We start from the raw sequence: 16,589 nt of genomic DNA on the forward strand, positions 1-16,589 counted from the left end.
TCACCAGTCCCTGTTTTCGTCGGCGAATGAACCGTTCATCTCAATAAAGCGGGCAACCTCGGCCATCCCTTCCTGATTTTCAGCCTGCCAGCGTTCGGAACGCAGACGACGGGCCTCATTCTGCATGGCCCTGTTCACCAGGGCGGAGATATTGACGTCTGCGGATTTCAGTAACTGATAACTGTCGCTGTCTATGGTGACGGTGATGCGCTGCTTCATAATGCACTCCGGAATACATACTAATGATATGCATATCAGTATAGCGTAAGGATGCAGCTGACTCACGCCCGCCTGAAACATACTGTTATGTCGCCATTCATTTCACACCGTGAAATTCACATACAAAATAATCACCTTAGAGATAACAAGCAGCCATACAGCCACGCCGTTAAATTACCGGATGGCCGTTCCGGCCGGATCCGATTTTTCACGTTTTGAGAAGTTTCCGGAAGTGAAACACGGTCAGGGAATAAGCAAAGCGCCCTTTTAGGGTAGTGAGCGGCCGGTCACGGGGCAGGGGAGGAACATAACATATAGCGTTGTTGCCAGCTTCATATACCGCTACATCTTGTGTCAGGGGGCCATTTAGCACCGGGGCGGTTCCGGCAGATCCGGGACTCAGGGTTTTCGGATCTGCGGAGAAATGAGAAGAGGCAGGCGTTGTTGTAGCATTAAAATGCTCACATGCAGTAATTTTAGAAGCATCACAATTTTCAAAAACTAAAAAACTGATTAATAGCTAATGATGGAATGCTAGGTTAGCATTAAGAACAAAACAAACATGAAAGGAACGATGATGCTCAGCCAGCTTAACCTGCGTTTTCATAAAAAGCTGATCGAGGCACTGAAAGTGCGTGCCGGTCGCGAAAATACTTCGGTCAACGCCCTGGCCGAACGCTTCCTCGATAACGGACTGAAAACGGTCGCGCCCGGCGACGGGTATTTCCAGCTGATCGCCGACCCTGAAAGCACGATCCGGCAGCTGTACCGCAAGATCGTCGTCGGCATGTCCTTCGAGCCAGTCTCCCGGGACGAACTGCGGTTCATGCTGGTCAGCGCCCGACAGGGTTTCCTGCGCGGACGTCACCGCCTGGTCACCCGGCCGGCGCTCAGCACGCTGCTGCAGATCGTCCAGGAACTGCTGACCTGGCAGGTGGAACAGGACAGGGTGCGGGACGAACATTATTTGCGGGGAACCTACCGGCTGCGCGACGGGGATCTGCTGGCAGACTATGACCGGTTTCTGACCGGACTGCGCCCGGTCATCGACCACGCCACCGCCGAGCAGCTGCTGCGCCCGCTGGAAAGTGGCTGTCTGGAACTGACAGATTTTCCGGATTCCGTGCTGGCAGGGAGTTTCACTCTGGCCAGACTGAGGGAGGTTTTTCCGCTGGTGCTGTGCGGACTGGAGCGGACCGAGACCCAGGTCGAGGCCCTGGTGCAGGAGCTGCGCCCGCTTATCCCGGCCGTGACGGAAACTATTGCAGCCGGTACGTTGCGCCTCGATATTCAGATCGACGGACTCCAGCCTGGGCAGCGTCCTGGCGCGCTGTACAGGACACCGAAACTACATATGATCCTGACCGGGCAGGAGTTTGTGTTCCCCTGCGGCTGGGCGGCATTCTCTGAACTGCTGGGCCTCCTCACTCTGTACACCCGTCACCCGGAAGCCCTGCAGCATGGTCATCAGGGGGAGCGGGTGATGTTCTCTCCGCCGGGGAGCGTAACCAAAGAGGGGTTTTTCGGGATCGACGGCCTGCGGATTTTTTTGCCGGCGGAGGCCTTTGATGTGCTGGTCCGGGAGCTCACCACGCGGTGTAATGAAGGCTCGCTGGCGGAGGCCCTGACCGGGCTGCGCTGCCTGTACGGGGATGTCTGACATGGTGCGTCGGCGATAGCCGGGCCTGGTACTGGAAGACTGGGCGAGATAAAGGAATAAGGCCGCCATCCGACGGCCTGACCACTATTTTGCGATGTCAGTCGTATTCATTTTCAGCGTTAAAAAAGGGCTCGATGCGGATACGTGTATCATCGTGAGTGAGTTTCGGCGGCCTGATAAATCCACTATTTCCCAGCTGGACAGCTAGTTGCCACATGGCATCACTCCAGGGAATGCTACGATAACTCCTCTCTATGAGGAAAGCAGCATAATCCTGATGCCCGAACGTCAAGAGCATCTGTCTGATGAACTGGTGCGACACTTTGTCATTTTTAAGGCATTGCATCAGCAGTATCTGCTTCTGCCGGTCATCGGTTATTTTGGTGGAGAACCTGATCAGGGCTTGCTGGCTGAGAAGTGGTGCCTCAGAGAGCAGGGCTTCATCTTTTTCCCAGAGCCAGTTCAGGATACTGATACAGACTTCGTCTGCAATCTTATCGCCATTCAGAATTAAACGGGTAATGTCCCGATCAAACTCTTCATCAGCAAACAAAACAAGCTCGTAATTCTCACTTAATAATACAGGACGGGCACAGATAAGCGCGTAAAGCAGTGGTGTCAGTTTATCACCGTCTTCGTGCAGTGCCTGATAAAGTTGTTCAAATACGGTGCTGGTTGGTGCCAGCCATTTCTGCTCCATCAGAACTGCAGCATTGTTAATCAGTAAGTTATCAGGTAATTGAATAAGAGATAGCCTGAATGTTTGAGTGACCACGACAAACGCTGCTTTACTGATGATTGCTGACGATACCGTTTTTATAAGTAATTGTGAAAGCTGAACGTCGGTCAATGGCAATGTTTCATCTGGCAGTAATGAGTAATGAATGTTTAGCCATTCACAAAAAGTATCGCCAGCAATAGATACACTATTATCAAGCAGGAATAACATATTATCCCATGTTGGGGTTATATGATTATAATGTGCCAGAAGTGAATGCAGATTTTGCTCGTAATAAAGTTCTGTGGTTTCTGTATTCTCTTTGTTCAGGATAACCGAAACATCTTCTAGCATGAAGCTCATACTTTCTGTCAGGTACTTTGCATCCTCCCAGTCAACAAAAGTCGCATTAAGGAACTCAGGAATGATTTCATCCTCTTCAGAATGAATGAAAATATCACGGATAAATGATGATATATTTTCATTCACATATTTTTCCAGTGCTGGAACGCAAAGCGACCTTATCGTTGATACCGGCCTCTTGCGGAAGATATCGCTGTTATTCTCTGACTCATGAGTAAGTGAGAAACAGAGGCTTTGCAGATTGAAGGCGGAATAGGACCACAATTTTTCCTGTGCTACCAAATGCAGCGTCTGCTGGCCAGATGGGCTCCGAACCAAAGGAATGTTAGTCAGAAGACAGCCTGAATCCCGCAGATTTTCACAGAAATGCTGCGCACAATTATCTGGTAAGGACGCGACGAGATTAGATTGTAAATCAATGAGCCGCTGTAGCGCTTCCCGAGTTGCCTGAGATACGGTGCTCCAGGGCAAAGCCGATAAGGACAGTAATAACGGCAGTAGCGTTTGTTCAGCTTCGGTATCCCTCAGGCTACCAATCTGGTGGATCATACTGGACAAATGGCCATCTCCGTCGACCATCAACCTGATGTATTTCAGCTGCGTGGTGGTGTCCCAGCGAGGGAAGATCTCCTTGGCCAGCCTGATCATGCGCTGCTCGGCTCCGGCCTCTAACTGCATTTGCATGATAGTCTTCATGGAAATGTTATCATTATACAGAAGATGCCTGAGAAGCTGAGAATGCCATGCATTGTCATGCATCAGCATGCCTAGGTTACGCAATTTTACGACAGTGTTAGCAATATTACTGATAGGCATTTTTGCCGTTTCATCTGGGCTTCTTCCTGACGTCACCGCCCTGATAAAGTTATTGTCTTCCGTGCTCAGGCTGCCCGGCATAAATACAGAACGGTAGGCCATATAGTCAGTTGAAAGATAGCCGTGAGATAAAAGGAAAAAAATGAAATCAAGGTTGCTGGAATTATCAGCAGAGGTCACACCTTCGTGATGAACGGATATGTCACTGCCTGCAAACCGTTTTTCGAAGCCTACTCTCCCCATATTTTTGATAAAAAAAGCAAGATCATATGAGAATGTATTCTGAATATCATATTTAATTTTCTTGATAGTTTCCTCTAAACGAAAAATCTCTCCATTTGTTTTTTTTGAATAAAGGCATATCTTTCTTGATACTCTTCTTTTAGCATATTGGCAACTGTTTTATTTATTGTGGCAATAGCAAAATTATATATTCGTGGTTTAATGGTCACATTACCATTGAGCAAAGAAAGAAATGAAGATTCATTACCAATAACATCTTCAATATTGTATTGTGATCCAATATCAGTTACAAAGTGCAACATGGGTCCTGTTTCTTCACTAATATAAGGGCGCAGAATCTCACTCCTTAATCCGTGTTCATTGACCATTCGTTCATTCTGAAGTTGTGTTAGCTCAGATAGATACTCCTCTAATTGAATATTCATTTCGTCGCAAAACTCAGTTCTTAAATTACCCGATGTATACTCGGAAACAATGCCAAAAAGCAGCCCTTTTTTCTGGTCTATCCTGTGATAATCTTCCGCGCAAAGATTTTTATAAGCGATAAGGGAAATAAGCCGCTTTAGATCCTCTCCATTACTCACAATATTCCGGTAAAGACGAAATTCGTTCGCAATGTTATGCATCACCCGCATATCAGGAATAAACAGAGCCAGTCTGGCAAGGCAATCTTTGAACCCACTCTGACTCAGTTCATCGGGTGTAAATTTGCCAAAAAAATGTTCGGAAGCATTCTCACTGTCCATCACCGGAATCACCGGCATGACGAAATCAAAAAATTTTGTCCGCGATTCTGGCGTGCTGAACAGATTATCTCTTACAGCGTAGATAAATCTGACCGGTTTGTCTGAGGGAAGAGAGTTATTGATAAGCTGATTAATTTCACGGAGTTTGATGAAGATGGCCCCATCATTATGACGGTCAAGATCCTCAAATATAACCACATTGTATTGAGTCTGTTCGAAAAAGTAGACGATTTCATCAATGTATACATTAAGAAGAGAGGGGGCTGCAGGGCGTGTTGAAATCGCTCCTTTCAGAACGTCCACCTTGTCAATGCTGACGCGCCGATCAAACACCCCTGTATGGTGCAGTTTCTTCAGTACAAGAAATAAGGCAGTAAAAAGAAATATCCCTGCGCCGCTAGCCCTTCCCAGTACAGGCAAAGCCAGGAGAAACCGACTCAACTCTGGCGGCATGGAAAGCTTCGTGCAGATGTAATCAGGGAAAAGAAAAAGTAGGCCGGTGACCGTCAAAGCCAGTATGAATAACAAATTGGCGGCCATCATGGCTATCTGGCACGTGCTTACATCAGAAATGCGCTCCAGACGGGAATACGGCAAGACGCTTTTTTTCTCTTTGTAGAGCAGCTGTTGCAGGATGCTGTACTCGATTGTTTTCTCTTCAGCTTTGGTCGGTTTTTTATCGTGACCATCACTGTCAGGTTTGCTCTCACCCACATAAGCATCTCCGGGGGATGCGCGCTGCATTTCAAAGTCGGCAAGAGATACGGTCATCACCCGATAATCATTATCCTCAGACTTTTCCCATGTCAGTAATACCGAACTTTTACCTGCCCCGTATGGGCCTGTTACCGCAATATTTCTGATATCCGGGCGAGAACAGGCAAAATTCAATGCTTCAATATAGCTTTGCGCTTTTTCATCATCAATGACTGAGGGAGTCAGAGGTTCATAAGCGATATGTATCTGTTCTTCCTGAGCATTGTCAGTACCGGGTTCCGGTATTAGAACTTCCGTTAGTAATGTTCCTCTCATGTTGTTCACCCAACATTGTTTGTTTAAAAGATATTATATCGCCTGAAAACAGAAATCATAATAAAGGTAGGGGATACAGAAGGAGTCTTTCTCAGCATACTAGGATGAAGAGATCCGACTTAGCATCTTTTCTGATCTACGCGGAGGGAAACGCGCAAAGGATATGATAATCAAACCACATACATAAAATCATACTGAATGTGATAGTTAGCATTAAACACATAATAATATCTGATATGATGTTTGAATTATTAGTAAGAAATCATACATGATATGATTTTCTACTTAACCGGACATTATCAGACGGGGCGGGCAGGATGGATGACGAAATGATGTTTTCGCTCAGCTATGAGCAGATGACGCAGATGGCAGAGGAGGAAATAAAGCAATGCGATTTTCGCAGGGATGGCACCCATTATGTCTGGGAAGTGAACAAGGCTCATGACATCCTCCGCTTCTGGTATCTCCTGGCGCTGCGCGGACACACGGGCCTGGCCACCACGCGGGTCGAAGCAGACTATAAACGGTTAAAAACGCTCATTTCTCAGAGGAACGAGGGACAATGACGCGGGAAAAATCCCGACGTCCGTCGCCGCTGCAGCGGCGGGTGCTGATTGTGCTGGCCGCCCTCGGTGCGAAACGTCCGGGGCCGGTTGCGACGCGGGATATTGAGCGGGTGCTGGAGCAGGGCGGGGACGCCCCGGTGTACGGGCCGAACCTGCGCGCCTCCTGCCGGCGCATGGAAGCCGCGGGCTGGCTGCGCACCCTGCGCGCCCCGAACCTGCAGCTGGCCGTCGAGCTGACGCAGGCCGGTCGCGGCATTGCAGAACCGCTCTACCAGGAAGCACGCGAGGCTGAAAAGGCACGACAACGACTGACCGACGTCCGGCGTCTGCCGTTACGCCAGACGACTGCCGGTGACGCAGTGGAGCTGCAGCTGGATGACGGCCATTACACCATCAGGGAAGCGGCCTACGTGATCCGTCTGGACGGTACCACCTGCCTGCAGCTGACGGATGCCGGTGGCATACGCCGGATAAAAGAGGGCGATCCCCTGCAGGTGGCCAGCTGGTATCAGGCCTGTTTTGATGCAGGCCTGCCGGTCACCGTCCAGGTGAATGAGAGCCGGGACTGATCGCCACCACACAAGGAATATGAGCATAAAATGAAAGTCACTGAACCCGGGCTGAATAAGCTGATCGATAACCTGAACACCCTGATTTGCGAGGACAGCCTGCTCACGCGCCAGGAGCGTGAAACGCTGGTACTGGCCGTCGCCGCCATCGGCGCCATGAAAGCGCGCGTCGGCTTGAAAAAAGTCGATGCGCCGACCGTTGCCAGACGGGAAAAAAGGGAGAAAAAAGACCGCCAGTCTGATCCGCGTTTTCCGCGAGCCGGTCATCCCTGGCAGGAAGACGAAAAAACCTTACTGAGTGATGCGCTCGATTCGGTACCGGACGAAGAAATTGGCAGGCATCTTTTCTGGCTTTCCGAGAAACTGGGCAGAACGCCTTTCAGTGTTGCTTTCCAGATCGCGGCAATCAGGGAGCTGCAGGACGGCTGGGAGGAGCAGTTCAGGGAGATTTCGGATAACATTCGCTTGTCCGGTCTGAGCATCAGTGATTATCTGAAGCAGAACGGCACGGACCTGAACGCCTGAATGCCATTTTCGTTACAGACAAATTATATAACAGAGGGCAGTGATGAAAACAGCGGTATGGGTAGTGGTGTATTTCGTGCTGTTGTTGCTGAGACATCTGTTCGGCGGCTACCGCCATCTCATGACGCTGCACGACTCAGTTGCCCACTCAAGCGTCGCGATAGCTTTCGCTAATCGCATGTACTGGTGCAATATTTGCCGCTACCAGCGACTGCGATCAGGAAAGTCTTTTTCATTGAGTTTGTTCTTTTATGTGAATTGTTCGCACATCACTCCCCGCATACACTTTGCAGGTATGACGGTTTGGCCGTGGTTCCGATTCTGCAATGCCGCCGTTGGCTAAATTAAAATCCATATGCCCGGATACGGACGCGTTTAGCGTAGCGGGGGAGCCGTCAACCGAGAGGATCATGCAATCCGCATCTATTTCTACGGTGTGCTCGCCAATTTTGTACAGTCGACCAGCGGGCTGGCCATCGTCGGCCATTGCGAACGTAATACCTGCCGCCACTATGGCGGCTATCAGTAAAGTCTTTTTCATAATCTTGCCATTAGCACAAAGGAAATTGTTAATGATGGTCAATTATTGACCTTGACGTACAATAATTTTCGATATCCAAACTAACCCCCTATAGTGTGACATGCAAGATAGCTGCTCTCCAGGACATGCCAAATGAGTGGAAAGATCAGTACCGTAAGGGAGAGCGACGGAGGACTTTACTTTTGCTGCGGGATAAGCGTCCAGCGGATGGTTTCCATCAGAAGTTGATAGTGCACAGACGGGCTTTTATCCAGCCGCAAACCCTTCTCCCAGCATTCATCCGAAAATTTTTCCGCTTCATTACCGTTACGCTCTATAGGCAGTGGAAAAAAGAGCGCGTATGGTATCTGGACACACTATAGCACCCTCGCGGATCAATGATGGAGTCGCATAAACAGGAACTATTGTTTTTTACAGATGATAAAAATATTCAAATCTGGCATGAACCAGGCATCAACAACCTGAAATTAATACTGAATAGGGAACAGGGATTATGAGTTTTTTTCTTAAATCATTAGCCGCAGGTGTTTTTACGATAGCCAGCTTCAGTGTTGGGGCTACAACTGCTCCTGTTTTAGACACAACGCCACAGATGGCCTATGAGGATATCTCTCGCTCCTTAACTGAATTGCAGCCGATTACGTTTCAGTCTGGAGTGGAAAAATATAAAATATTAGTTTTTGTAGATAATCAATGTGTTTATTGCAGCTATGTTGTAAAAAACATCAAGAAATACACTGATGCAGGGTTGACTATGTCATTTCTGACGGTGGTTCCATCATCCATCAAAGACTCAGTCATTGAAGATATGGGACGAGTATGGTGTGCATCAGATCGTCAGAAAAGTTTTCAAAATGCGATGGCCGGTTTTTTGCCAGACAATGATAGCTCAGAAAAATGTAAAAATCTGGTGATTAAACAATCTGAACTTGCTGATAGACTGGGCGTTACAGTAACTCCTGCTATGGTAGTGCTGGGGCCGTCTGTGCATACTTTCCTGGGTAGTGTTTCTCCAGATAAAATTCTCTCTGAACTCCAGTAAAAGGACTAAGCGAATGGTTACCTGGAGATGAAAACTGGAGTTTCACATGAATTTAAGAGCGTTCTCAGCCCCCATACTCACCCTGGTGCTACTTATAACAGCCTGTTCAAACCATACTCAAAAAACAAACGTCAGGGTAATGCCCGGCAACGATAAATGTAAGCGTGCAGCGAGAACCGTATTGACGGGGATGTGTTATTCAGTTGGCAGTGCTACGCGCCAGGGGAGTAGTTCGCTGACCCGGTTTATCGGCCAGTCAGCAATGACGTCAAGGACATAACGGAGGTAGCTTTCTGGCTCCACTCCGTTCAGTTTGCATGTCCCGATCAGGCTGTACAGCAGCGCTCCCCGCTCTCCTCCATGATCCGAACCGAAGAACAGGTAGTTTTTGCGGCCCAGGCTGACCATCCGTAGCGCATTCTCAGCTATGTTGTTATCTGCCTCGGCCCAGCCGTCGTCAGTATAGTAAGCCAGCGCCGGCCACTGGTTCAGTACGTACGTGAACGCTTTCGCCAGTTCTGAGTGTCGCGACAGCGTTTTCACCTTTTCACGCAGCCAGCTTTCCAGGGATTTCAGCCGCGGTTTAGCTTTTTGCTGACGTTCTGCAAGGCGTCGCTTCGCCGGCATCCCCCTTATTTCCGCCTCGATGGCATATAACTCACCGATCCGTTTCAGGGCTTCCTCCGTCAGCGCTGACGGGGTGCGAACGTGCACATCGTGGATCTTGCGGCGGGCATGAGCCCAGCAGGCAGCTTCCGTTATCTGTCCATTGCGGTACAGTTCGTTGAACCCGGCGTACGCATCCGCCTGCAGAACACCGCTGAAGCCAGCGAGATGGCTCTGCGGGTGGATACCTTTTCTGTCCGGGCTGTAAGCGAACCACACTGCCGGCGCCAGCTCTGACCCGGCGTTACGGTCGTCACGAACGTACGTCCACAACCGCCCGGTCTTCGTTTTCTTATTACCTGGCAACAGCACCGGGACAGGCGTGTCATCAGCATGGAGCTTACCGTCAGTCAGCACATAGTCCTGAAGCGCCCCTTCCAGCGGTGACAGTAGCCGGCAACACGCATCCACCCAGCCCGACAGCAGTGAGCGGCTCAGCTCCACACCCTGGCGGCCGTATATTTCAGACTGGCGGTACAGCGGGGTGTGCTCTGCATACTTTGAACTCAGCACGCGGGCCAGCAGCCCCGGTCCTGCGATACCCCGCTCGATGGGCCGTGAAGGCGCGGGGGCCTGCACGATGGCATCGCACTGAGTACAGGCATGCTTTTCACGTACTGTCCGGATAACCCGGAAAGCGCTGCGCATCAGCTCCAGCTGTTCGGCGGCATCTTCACCCAGGTAACTCAGCGCACCACCACATTCCGGGCAGCATGACGCTGCCGGCAGCAGCCGTTTTTCGTCACGGGGAAGTGATTCAGGGAACGGTTTGCGGGTACGGGTCTGCCGCAGCGGGCGCTGCACGGCCGGGTCATCCACCCGGCCGGTAAGGGTATCGCTTTCTTTCTGCAACTGCTTAAGGTCGGCTTCCATCTGCGCGATACGGCGGGAGACTTTTTCGGAGCGGCTGCCGAAGTTCATCCGGCGCAGCTTATCCAGTTGCGCCTGCAGGTGATCTATTTCGCGTTCACGCTCGTTCAGCTTTTCCAGAAGGGCACGGTTCAGCGCCTCCTGTTCGGCAAGGAGACGTTTCAGTTCATCGATATCGTCAGGAAGTAAGCTGTTCATACCGGGTATATTACCAGGCTCATTCAGCGTCGACCAGGATAAAGAGGCCTACAACATAGTCAGTGACGTAAGCAGTCTTTTAGGCTGCCGCCAGTCGATACCTTCAAGGAGCATCGCCAGCTGTGCCGGTGTGAGGAACACTTTGCCATCCCGGGCTGACGGCCAGGCGAAGCGGCCGCGCTCCAGCCGTTTGGTCAGCAGACACAGTCCATCGCCGGTAGACCAGAGGAGCTTTACCTGACTGCCATTACGCCCACGGAAGATAAAAACGTGACCTGACATCGGATCGTCTTTCAGCGTCGTCTGCACCTTTGCCGCCAGGCCGTTGAAGCCGTTTCTCATATCGGTGATGCCAGCGACCAGCCAGATCTTTGTCCCTGATGGTAATGGGATCAACGTTTGAGCTCCCGTATCAGCAGGTTCAGGATATTTTCGCTGATGGCACCATTCAGACGGAGTGATCCGTGCCGGAACGTCACTTCACAGCTGATATTGAGTGATTCAGGTGCCGCAGCAGCTACAGGTTGTGACCGGGGGGAGGTTGCAGGGACAACATCTTCGGTATCAAGTGTTATCGGGAGCAGCTCAGGCACGTTGTTTTCTGTTGTTGAAGGAGGACGTAGTTTTCCTTCGCGCCAGTACTGGCGCCACTTGAACAGCAAATTATCGTTGATCCCATGCTCACGAGCGAGTTGCGCTACGGAGATCTCTGGTCGATGCGAGAGTTCAACCATTTTGATTTTGAACTCAACGGGATAATTAGGGCTTTTTTTACGCACTGCGGTTAATGATTTCATGGATAGCGTCCACCATATTTGGTGTCCACTATCCTCTCAGGAATATCAGGATCTGCCAGACGGTGCTGAGACGACGCTTACCGATAAATCAGCGGAAGTTGATGATCTTTTAGGTAACCCAGGGTCTCCAACATTTCCCCCGGATCATTCAAAAATAGTCGTATATGCAGCACAAATACGGAATGCCATTGTTGCCGAAATGTACGAACCCGATGCGTATAAAGGAAAAACCTGCTCTATTCGTATCTATCTTCAGCCTGATGGTTCAGTGAACAGTGCGACAGCAAAAGAGGGTGATGCAAAATTGTGTAAAGCAGCCATTTCAGCGATTACACGAGCGAAAATACCCGCCGCACCAGATAACGAAACATATCAGAGGGTCAAAAATGCCGCTCTTGATTTCAGACTATAGAAATGAAGTTTGAGGTGGTTATTGAGGAAATGCCCTATTGTGATCTATCCGTAATCCGTTTTTTCATCGCAAAGGTCGGGTTGTTGCAGCGACACTGATATGTCGCTGCAAGCTTTGCGATCTCAATGTAATTAACTGATATTTAACATAAAACGCATTAAACGCACTAATACTGTAATGGCTCAATAGTAATGTCCGCCTGTGGCTCAATTCAGATGTCCGCGCTATGGTAAGCTTCACTGGTCCGTTTAAACTACCGGGAGGCATATCATGAGCGCAGAAAGCTCAGGAGTGTTTACTTTGAAAGAGATCAACCGGATCAAGATTATACAGGACGTCATTGAACGTCGCATCACAACGCGCCGTGCGGCCGAGCACCTCGGTATCAGCGACAGGCAATGCCGCAGACTTCTTGCCCGTTACCGTGAAGGCGGACCGCTTGGTATGGCCAGCAGACGATGTGGCATGCGTGGTAACCGCCAGTTGCCACCCGGGCTCGCAGATCAGGCTCTGGAACTGATCAAGACGCGTTATGCTGATTTCGGTCCGACTCTGGCGCGTGAAAAGCTCGAAGAACTCCACGGACTGTTTCTTGGCAAAGAAACTGTCCGGCGCATCATGGTGCGGGCTGGCTTATGGGTTCCCCGTAAACAACGTGCCGCAAGGATCCCTCAACCACGGTACCGGCGTCCGTGTACTGGTGAGCTGATACAAATAGATGGCTGTGATCACGACTGGTTTGAAGGCCGTGGCCCGGCCTGCACCGCGCTGGTCTATGTTGATGATGCAACCAGCAAACTGATGGAACTGTTGTTTGTTAAATCGGAGTCCACGTTTTCTTACTTCGAAGCCACGCGGCGCTATATCGATAAGCATGGTAAACCGCTGGCACTGTACAGCGATAAAGCCGGTGTTTTTCGTGTTAACAATAAACACGCCACAGGCGGAGACGGGCATACTCAGTTTGGGCGAGCCATGCATGAACTGAACATCCAGACTATCTGTGCAGAAACCAGTCCCGCCAAAGGGCGTGTAGAACGAGCTCACCTCACTTTACAGGATCGTCTGGTCAAAGAGCTGCGGTTACAGGGCATTTGTTCAATGGAGGCTGCAAATGACTTCGCTGAGGCCTATATGGCTGACTATAACCGCCGTTTTGGCAAAGTACCGCGACATGATTTTGACGTACACCGTGCTGTAGAACATGATGAGGACCTGGGGCTTATTTTCACTGTTCGTGAAAAACGTAAAGTCTCAAAATCGTTGACGATACAATATGATAAAATGTTGTACCTGATTGAAGACAGCGAACTGAGTCGCCGTGCAATAGGTAAATATATCGATGTGTATCACTATCCTGATGGCAGAAAAGAGCTGCGCCTGAACGGTACGCTACTTCCCTACTCTACCTACGACCGACTGTCAGAAATCGACCAGGGCGCGATTGTCGATAACAAGCGTCTTGGCCGAACCCTGGAGTTTATCAGTCTGGTGCAGAGCAAGCGGGATAACACGCGCTCTCAGTCAATTCCCGCTGGAGATGGCCCTTCCCGACGACGGCCAAAGCAGGAAGGGAAGAAATCCCAGCGCTCACTGGATAATGATGACATGCTCGAAGCACTCAAACAGCTTCAGTCACGTTCAGAGGACATTTTTGGTAAAAGAGCCCGCTGATGGTACTCACTGGCCGGACAGTGGTTGCTCACCAGTTGATATTGTCCGGCCAGACCCATGATGTATTATTCATTTCGTTCAGCATCTTTATGTCCTGCTTTTCACGGGCATACTTACCCCATAATGAATGAAAAGAACGAACAATACTGATTAACTGCTTTTTTCTTTGCTCCGGAGATAGGCTGATAAAATAGCAGCACCTGCTGTCAATATTATCCTCAATGAAATTAAAATCAGAGTCTGATGCATATTTTACTGTTAGCATAATATCATTCGACGTTGTTCTCTCAGACTCTGTTAATGCTGATTCTATCAGGTATTCAAAGGCATACATGACAGACAGCTGGTTTTTGTCTGTCTGAATATAACCCATTGAGTTTCTGAGTATTGAGGACTGTACCAGGACCAGAGGCCATAAAAGCTCAACACCATAAAGCTTATATGTATCATGTTGATCATACTGATGTTGCTCAACACGACGATTACCTTCCCGTGCTTTACGAATATCATAGGCAAGGGATAACATAAATCCGTCTTTAACTTTAATCAGTGGGCTTTCATCCACGATGTAATGAATGAGTTCATGTAATTCATTCAGGGCTTCTGAATCTCCCCACAGTATAAAACCTGCATTGTTCGGCGTTAACTCGTATCGAAGCATGGGCTCAATCATCCTGTTGTTTCAGTCGGAGGAAAGTCTATCAGTAAAGAGAATGAGAGATCAAAGTGGTCATTTTAATTGAGCTGGATAACGGACATTTCAATTGAGCCTTGACAAATACTGTGGTGGCTAAATTGAGATGTCCGTCTCTGTCCAAGAGACGAACCGGGCGTGCGTTATCTAAATCCTGGTCCCTTAAGGGTGTCACACACTGCAGCTGGCAGATCGCCAGATTCATATTTATTCGAACAGTCGTTTTCATCCTTAACAAATAGAACTACAGCCATCAGTATCAGAGATACAATTAGGCCCGGAATTACCCCTTTAAAAGCATCTTTAATTTTTCTTTCTTTTTTATAACCCTGAATGCAAAAGAATAAGATGGGAAATGAAAACAGCATCAAATCCATTATATTAAACAAACCGACGATCAATATCGGCAACGCCAGAATGGGACCAAAAATGAATGCAATAATGATTGTGACGATATACCCATTCATAAATCACTCCTTAACTAAATGCTGTCGGATTCATTATATGGAGTACTGCGCCGTCGCCCGGCGCAGCCGGCTACTGTTTTGACAGGTTCTACCTCATCCACCCCTTCCCTTAAGGTCAGGTTAGTGAGCGCAGTCTGCTATGAGCGAGGAGCGGACATAACAAGCTCAACTTTTCAACTTAACTGCATCATCCAACGATGAATATGAATCAATTGATTAAACTTATTTCGGATTGCATCATCAATATTATCGTTAATTATTAATGGAGACCATATTGTTAAATGAGGAGAAACTGGCATGGTACGAACAAGAACACTACCATTTTTGTTTACCATCGTAACATCCTGCATATTTCTCCCTTTATAATCACGTTCTTTATCCAAGCAATTTAAAGCTTCATTTAAAATACGTTCCCATTCCCCATGAGTCAGCTCATTGAGGTTAAATTCCTTGCCGCCTATATATTTCTCTCTAATTTCAGGTCTAGAAACCACCTGCCAGGCATCCCGATAAAAAGTCATGTTAATTTCGTCTTCAGAATCTAATTTTTGTATTACACTTAGCAACCCAGGGACTGCCAACTCTGATTTAATAAGCTTAGCTATAGGCCAATCTTTGTATTTTATACCTTCAAGATTAACACCCATACGGATATTATTACTTTGCGTACAGAAAGAAATATTCCATTGGACGCCTTCATTTCCATCGCTCATACCAAAAAATGGTTTATTGAGCTGGCCAAAAGCCCTTCCTTTCACACCCAGAACTTCGCAAAAAGACTGTAATATCTCTGCATACTCATCAGAACCATGTTTGGAGAGATATCTGTTATTCTTTTTAACTTTATGGTCCGGGTTAATTATTGATAAGGATTTCGACTCCAACTCAATCATCATTTTTATCTCATCCTGAGATTCAAAAATTGACATTACTGCTCTGTATGCATCATCTGCGCGTAAATTAAAAAACTCTCTTCTTTTTTGCCGCAAGGGACTTAACTTATCGTGAATTAATCGTTCTAGTTTTTTACAATCACTAACAAAAATAGAGTGAGAAATAGCCCAAATAAAATCACCTGTTGAGCTCTTATTTATCTCATCACATCGGGAGGTTGGATCTCTGGTCGTCATTCCAATTTTACATACAGGTAAGTCAATATCAGAAACCTCTAATATATATACATATCCAGTCGTTTCGTCAGTCATATTTATCATCTTAAATTTTTTATCAATATATCCTCATTATGACGTGGAAAAAAATAATAATCAATTACCATATGTTTTAAATACACCCATCGAGAGTTTGATAGATAACGTCCGCTCTTGGCACGAAGCGGACCAGATAACTGGGCTGGAGGTCCGCTGTGAGCGAACAGCGGAAGTTCGCAGTTGATCTCGTAGCCAAACAGTCACGTTACTAACATTGCGGCGTGTTAATCAACGGGGAGCAGGTCAGGTGTATAGGACGCGAGTACGTCCTATTGCTATAGACAAGCCTGTACAAAAACTAGGCTTAAAGTACAATAAAGTCGGATCTCCAAACTCACCCCTGTAACTCAAAATAAGGATGTATTAAGTGGAACATAAAAAAAACAATGACGAGGCCGTGTTGGCGGTGATGGACGACATCATCAATACGTTTGATGAGTATGTTGTCTGTTTTTCGTTCGCGACTAAGGGCATCGCGCAACAGGGGGAAGAACTAGGGAAGGTGCGAATAAGCAGGTCATTTCTTCCCAAGCTGACTCGCTGATTAAAATTTCGCGGATCTG

The 16,589-nt window shown here is 48.2% G+C and carries 18 protein-coding genes; 8 read left to right on the forward strand and 10 right to left on the reverse strand.

Going from position 1 to position 16,589, the window contains the following annotated elements; all coding sequences use genetic code 11:
* Nucleotides 1–219: a type II toxin-antitoxin system antitoxin CcdA gene (gene ccdA / locus Electrica_RS27640; protein ID WP_001568025.1), complete on the reverse strand. Its 219-nt coding sequence runs from the start codon at nucleotides 217–219 to the stop codon at nucleotides 1–3.
* 577 nt (nucleotides 220–796) lie between these two features.
* Between ccdA and Electrica_RS27645 the strand changes: the two genes are divergently transcribed.
* Nucleotides 797–1,879, forward strand: a complete 1,083-nt coding sequence (locus tag Electrica_RS27645; protein WP_023340900.1) for a hypothetical protein — start codon at nucleotides 797–799, stop codon at nucleotides 1,877–1,879.
* A 97-nt stretch (nucleotides 1,880–1,976) separates the two neighbouring features.
* Here Electrica_RS27645 and Electrica_RS29090 read toward each other — a convergent pair whose 3' ends face one another.
* Both Electrica_RS29090 and Electrica_RS29095 read right to left on the reverse strand, forming a co-directional pair.
* The gene (locus Electrica_RS29090) at nucleotides 1,977–3,956 is read right to left on the reverse strand and encodes a hypothetical protein (protein ID WP_228267451.1); all 1,980 of its coding nucleotides are present in this window, start codon (nucleotides 3,954–3,956) and stop codon (nucleotides 1,977–1,979) included.
* Nucleotides 3,957–4,093: 137 nt separating this feature from the next.
* A complete protein-coding gene (locus Electrica_RS29095; RefSeq protein WP_228267452.1) occupies nucleotides 4,094–5,797 on the reverse strand; it encodes a YobI family P-loop NTPase in 1,704 nt (567 codons plus the stop codon).
* 317 nt (nucleotides 5,798–6,114) lie between these two features.
* Here Electrica_RS29095 and Electrica_RS27655 point away from each other — a divergent pair, with 317 nt between their 5' ends.
* The 3 genes from Electrica_RS27655 to Electrica_RS27665 are packed head-to-tail and all read left to right on the forward strand — an operon-like array spanning nucleotide 6,115 to nucleotide 7,457.
* On the forward strand, nucleotides 6,115–6,363 hold the full coding sequence (locus Electrica_RS27655) for a hypothetical protein (protein WP_032415726.1): 249 nt from the start codon (nucleotides 6,115–6,117) through the stop codon (nucleotides 6,361–6,363).
* On the forward strand, nucleotides 6,360–6,932 hold the full coding sequence (locus tag Electrica_RS27660) for a hypothetical protein (RefSeq protein WP_040214107.1): 573 nt from the start codon (nucleotides 6,360–6,362) through the stop codon (nucleotides 6,930–6,932). The genes Electrica_RS27655 and Electrica_RS27660 overlap by 4 nt, the downstream gene beginning before the upstream one ends.
* A gap of 30 nt (nucleotides 6,933–6,962) precedes the next feature.
* Entirely contained in the window at nucleotides 6,963–7,457 is a 495-nt protein-coding gene (locus Electrica_RS27665) for a DNA-binding protein (protein ID WP_065242274.1), read from the forward strand.
* Between the two features lie 232 nt (nucleotides 7,458–7,689).
* Here Electrica_RS27665 and Electrica_RS27675 read toward each other — a convergent pair whose 3' ends face one another.
* Nucleotides 7,690–8,040: a hypothetical protein gene (locus Electrica_RS27675; RefSeq protein WP_167878626.1), complete on the reverse strand. Its 351-nt coding sequence runs from the start codon at nucleotides 8,038–8,040 to the stop codon at nucleotides 7,690–7,692.
* 451 nt (nucleotides 8,041–8,491) lie between these two features.
* Between Electrica_RS27675 and Electrica_RS27685 the strand changes: the two genes are divergently transcribed.
* Entirely contained in the window at nucleotides 8,492–9,040 is a 549-nt protein-coding gene (locus Electrica_RS27685; RefSeq protein WP_074405024.1) for a thioredoxin fold domain-containing protein, read from the forward strand.
* 195 nt (nucleotides 9,041–9,235) lie between these two features.
* On the opposite strand, the gene Electrica_RS27695 is transcribed toward Electrica_RS27685, so the two are convergent.
* The 3 genes from Electrica_RS27695 to tnpA are packed head-to-tail and all read right to left on the reverse strand — an operon-like array spanning nucleotide 9,236 to nucleotide 11,571.
* A complete protein-coding gene (locus Electrica_RS27695) occupies nucleotides 9,236–10,774 on the reverse strand; it encodes an IS66-like element ISKpn24 family transposase (RefSeq protein WP_023316587.1) in 1,539 nt (512 codons plus the stop codon).
* A gap of 48 nt (nucleotides 10,775–10,822) precedes the next feature.
* Complete coding sequence (tnpB, locus tag Electrica_RS27700) at nucleotides 10,823–11,170, reverse strand: IS66 family insertion sequence element accessory protein TnpB (RefSeq protein ID WP_000612626.1); 348 nt, start codon at nucleotides 11,168–11,170, stop codon at nucleotides 10,823–10,825.
* A complete protein-coding gene (gene tnpA / locus Electrica_RS27705; protein ID WP_000839182.1) occupies nucleotides 11,167–11,571 on the reverse strand; it encodes an IS66-like element accessory protein TnpA in 405 nt (134 codons plus the stop codon). Before tnpA ends, tnpB begins: the two co-directional genes overlap by 4 nt.
* Here tnpA and tolA point away from each other — a divergent pair.
* Both tolA and Electrica_RS27715 read left to right on the forward strand, forming a co-directional pair.
* The gene (gene tolA, locus Electrica_RS27710) at nucleotides 11,570–11,983 is read left to right on the forward strand and encodes a cell envelope integrity protein TolA (protein ID WP_167686290.1); all 414 of its coding nucleotides are present in this window, start codon (nucleotides 11,570–11,572) and stop codon (nucleotides 11,981–11,983) included. The two genes, tnpA and tolA, sit on opposite strands and share 2 nt — an antisense overlap.
* 270 nt (nucleotides 11,984–12,253) lie before the next feature.
* Entirely contained in the window at nucleotides 12,254–13,657 is a 1,404-nt protein-coding gene (locus Electrica_RS27715) for an ISNCY-like element ISKpn21 family transposase (RefSeq protein ID WP_001567368.1), read from the forward strand.
* A gap of 28 nt (nucleotides 13,658–13,685) precedes the next feature.
* On the opposite strand, the gene Electrica_RS27720 is transcribed toward Electrica_RS27715, so the two are convergent.
* The 3 genes from Electrica_RS27720 to Electrica_RS27730 form a co-directional block, all read right to left on the reverse strand.
* Nucleotides 13,686–14,318: a DUF6904 family protein gene (locus tag Electrica_RS27720; RefSeq protein WP_001567369.1), complete on the reverse strand. Its 633-nt coding sequence runs from the start codon at nucleotides 14,316–14,318 to the stop codon at nucleotides 13,686–13,688.
* Between the two features lie 176 nt (nucleotides 14,319–14,494).
* On the reverse strand, nucleotides 14,495–14,818 hold the full coding sequence (locus tag Electrica_RS27725) for a hypothetical protein (RefSeq protein WP_086074166.1): 324 nt from the start codon (nucleotides 14,816–14,818) through the stop codon (nucleotides 14,495–14,497).
* A 173-nt stretch (nucleotides 14,819–14,991) separates the two neighbouring features.
* Nucleotides 14,992–16,023 (reverse strand): GIY-YIG nuclease family protein, encoded by a 1,032-nt coding sequence (locus tag Electrica_RS27730; RefSeq protein ID WP_117254344.1) that lies wholly within the window; start codon nucleotides 16,021–16,023, stop codon nucleotides 14,992–14,994.
* Nucleotides 16,024–16,393: 370 nt separating this feature from the next.
* On the opposite strand from Electrica_RS27730, the gene Electrica_RS28555 reads away from it, so the two are divergent.
* On the forward strand, nucleotides 16,394–16,570 hold the full coding sequence (locus tag Electrica_RS28555; RefSeq protein ID WP_167686291.1) for a hypothetical protein: 177 nt from the start codon (nucleotides 16,394–16,396) through the stop codon (nucleotides 16,568–16,570).
* The last annotated feature ends 19 nt before the right edge of the window (nucleotides 16,571–16,589 follow it).

Origin of the sequence: Klebsiella electrica, from assembly GCF_006711645.1 — a bacterium.
GTDB classification, from domain to species: domain Bacteria; phylum Pseudomonadota; class Gammaproteobacteria; order Enterobacterales; family Enterobacteriaceae; genus Klebsiella; species Klebsiella electrica.

Bases quoted from the DNA above. Each gene is read 5' to 3' on its own strand.
- Electrica_RS29095 (WP_228267452.1), bottom strand. From the start codon at position 5,797: ATGAGAGGAACATTACTAACGGAAGTTCTAATACCGGAACCCGGTACT.
- Electrica_RS27685 (WP_074405024.1), top strand. From the start codon at position 8,492: ATGAGTTTTTTTCTTAAATCATTAGCCGCAGGTGTTTTTACGATAGCC.
- Electrica_RS27665 (WP_065242274.1), top strand. From the start codon at position 6,963: ATGAAAGTCACTGAACCCGGGCTGAATAAGCTGATCGATAACCTGAAC.
- Electrica_RS27730 (WP_117254344.1), bottom strand. From the start codon at position 16,023: ATGACTGACGAAACGACTGGATATGTATATATATTAGAGGTTTCTGAT.
- Electrica_RS27645 (WP_023340900.1), top strand. From the start codon at position 797: ATGCTCAGCCAGCTTAACCTGCGTTTTCATAAAAAGCTGATCGAGGCA.
- ccdA (WP_001568025.1), bottom strand. From the start codon at position 219: ATGAAGCAGCGCATCACCGTCACCATAGACAGCGACAGTTATCAGTTA.
- Electrica_RS27725 (WP_086074166.1), bottom strand. From the start codon at position 14,818: ATGAATGGGTATATCGTCACAATCATTATTGCATTCATTTTTGGTCCC.
- Electrica_RS27720 (WP_001567369.1), bottom strand. From the start codon at position 14,318: ATGCTTCGATACGAGTTAACGCCGAACAATGCAGGTTTTATACTGTGG.
- Electrica_RS27715 (WP_001567368.1), top strand. From the start codon at position 12,254: ATGAGCGCAGAAAGCTCAGGAGTGTTTACTTTGAAAGAGATCAACCGG.
- tnpA (WP_000839182.1), bottom strand. From the start codon at position 11,571: ATGAAATCATTAACCGCAGTGCGTAAAAAAAGCCCTAATTATCCCGTT.
- tolA (WP_167686290.1), top strand. From the start codon at position 11,570: ATGGATAGCGTCCACCATATTTGGTGTCCACTATCCTCTCAGGAATAT.
- Electrica_RS27660 (WP_040214107.1), top strand. From the start codon at position 6,360: ATGACGCGGGAAAAATCCCGACGTCCGTCGCCGCTGCAGCGGCGGGTG.
- Electrica_RS27695 (WP_023316587.1), bottom strand. From the start codon at position 10,774: ATGAACAGCTTACTTCCTGACGATATCGATGAACTGAAACGTCTCCTT.
- Electrica_RS27655 (WP_032415726.1), top strand. From the start codon at position 6,115: ATGGATGACGAAATGATGTTTTCGCTCAGCTATGAGCAGATGACGCAG.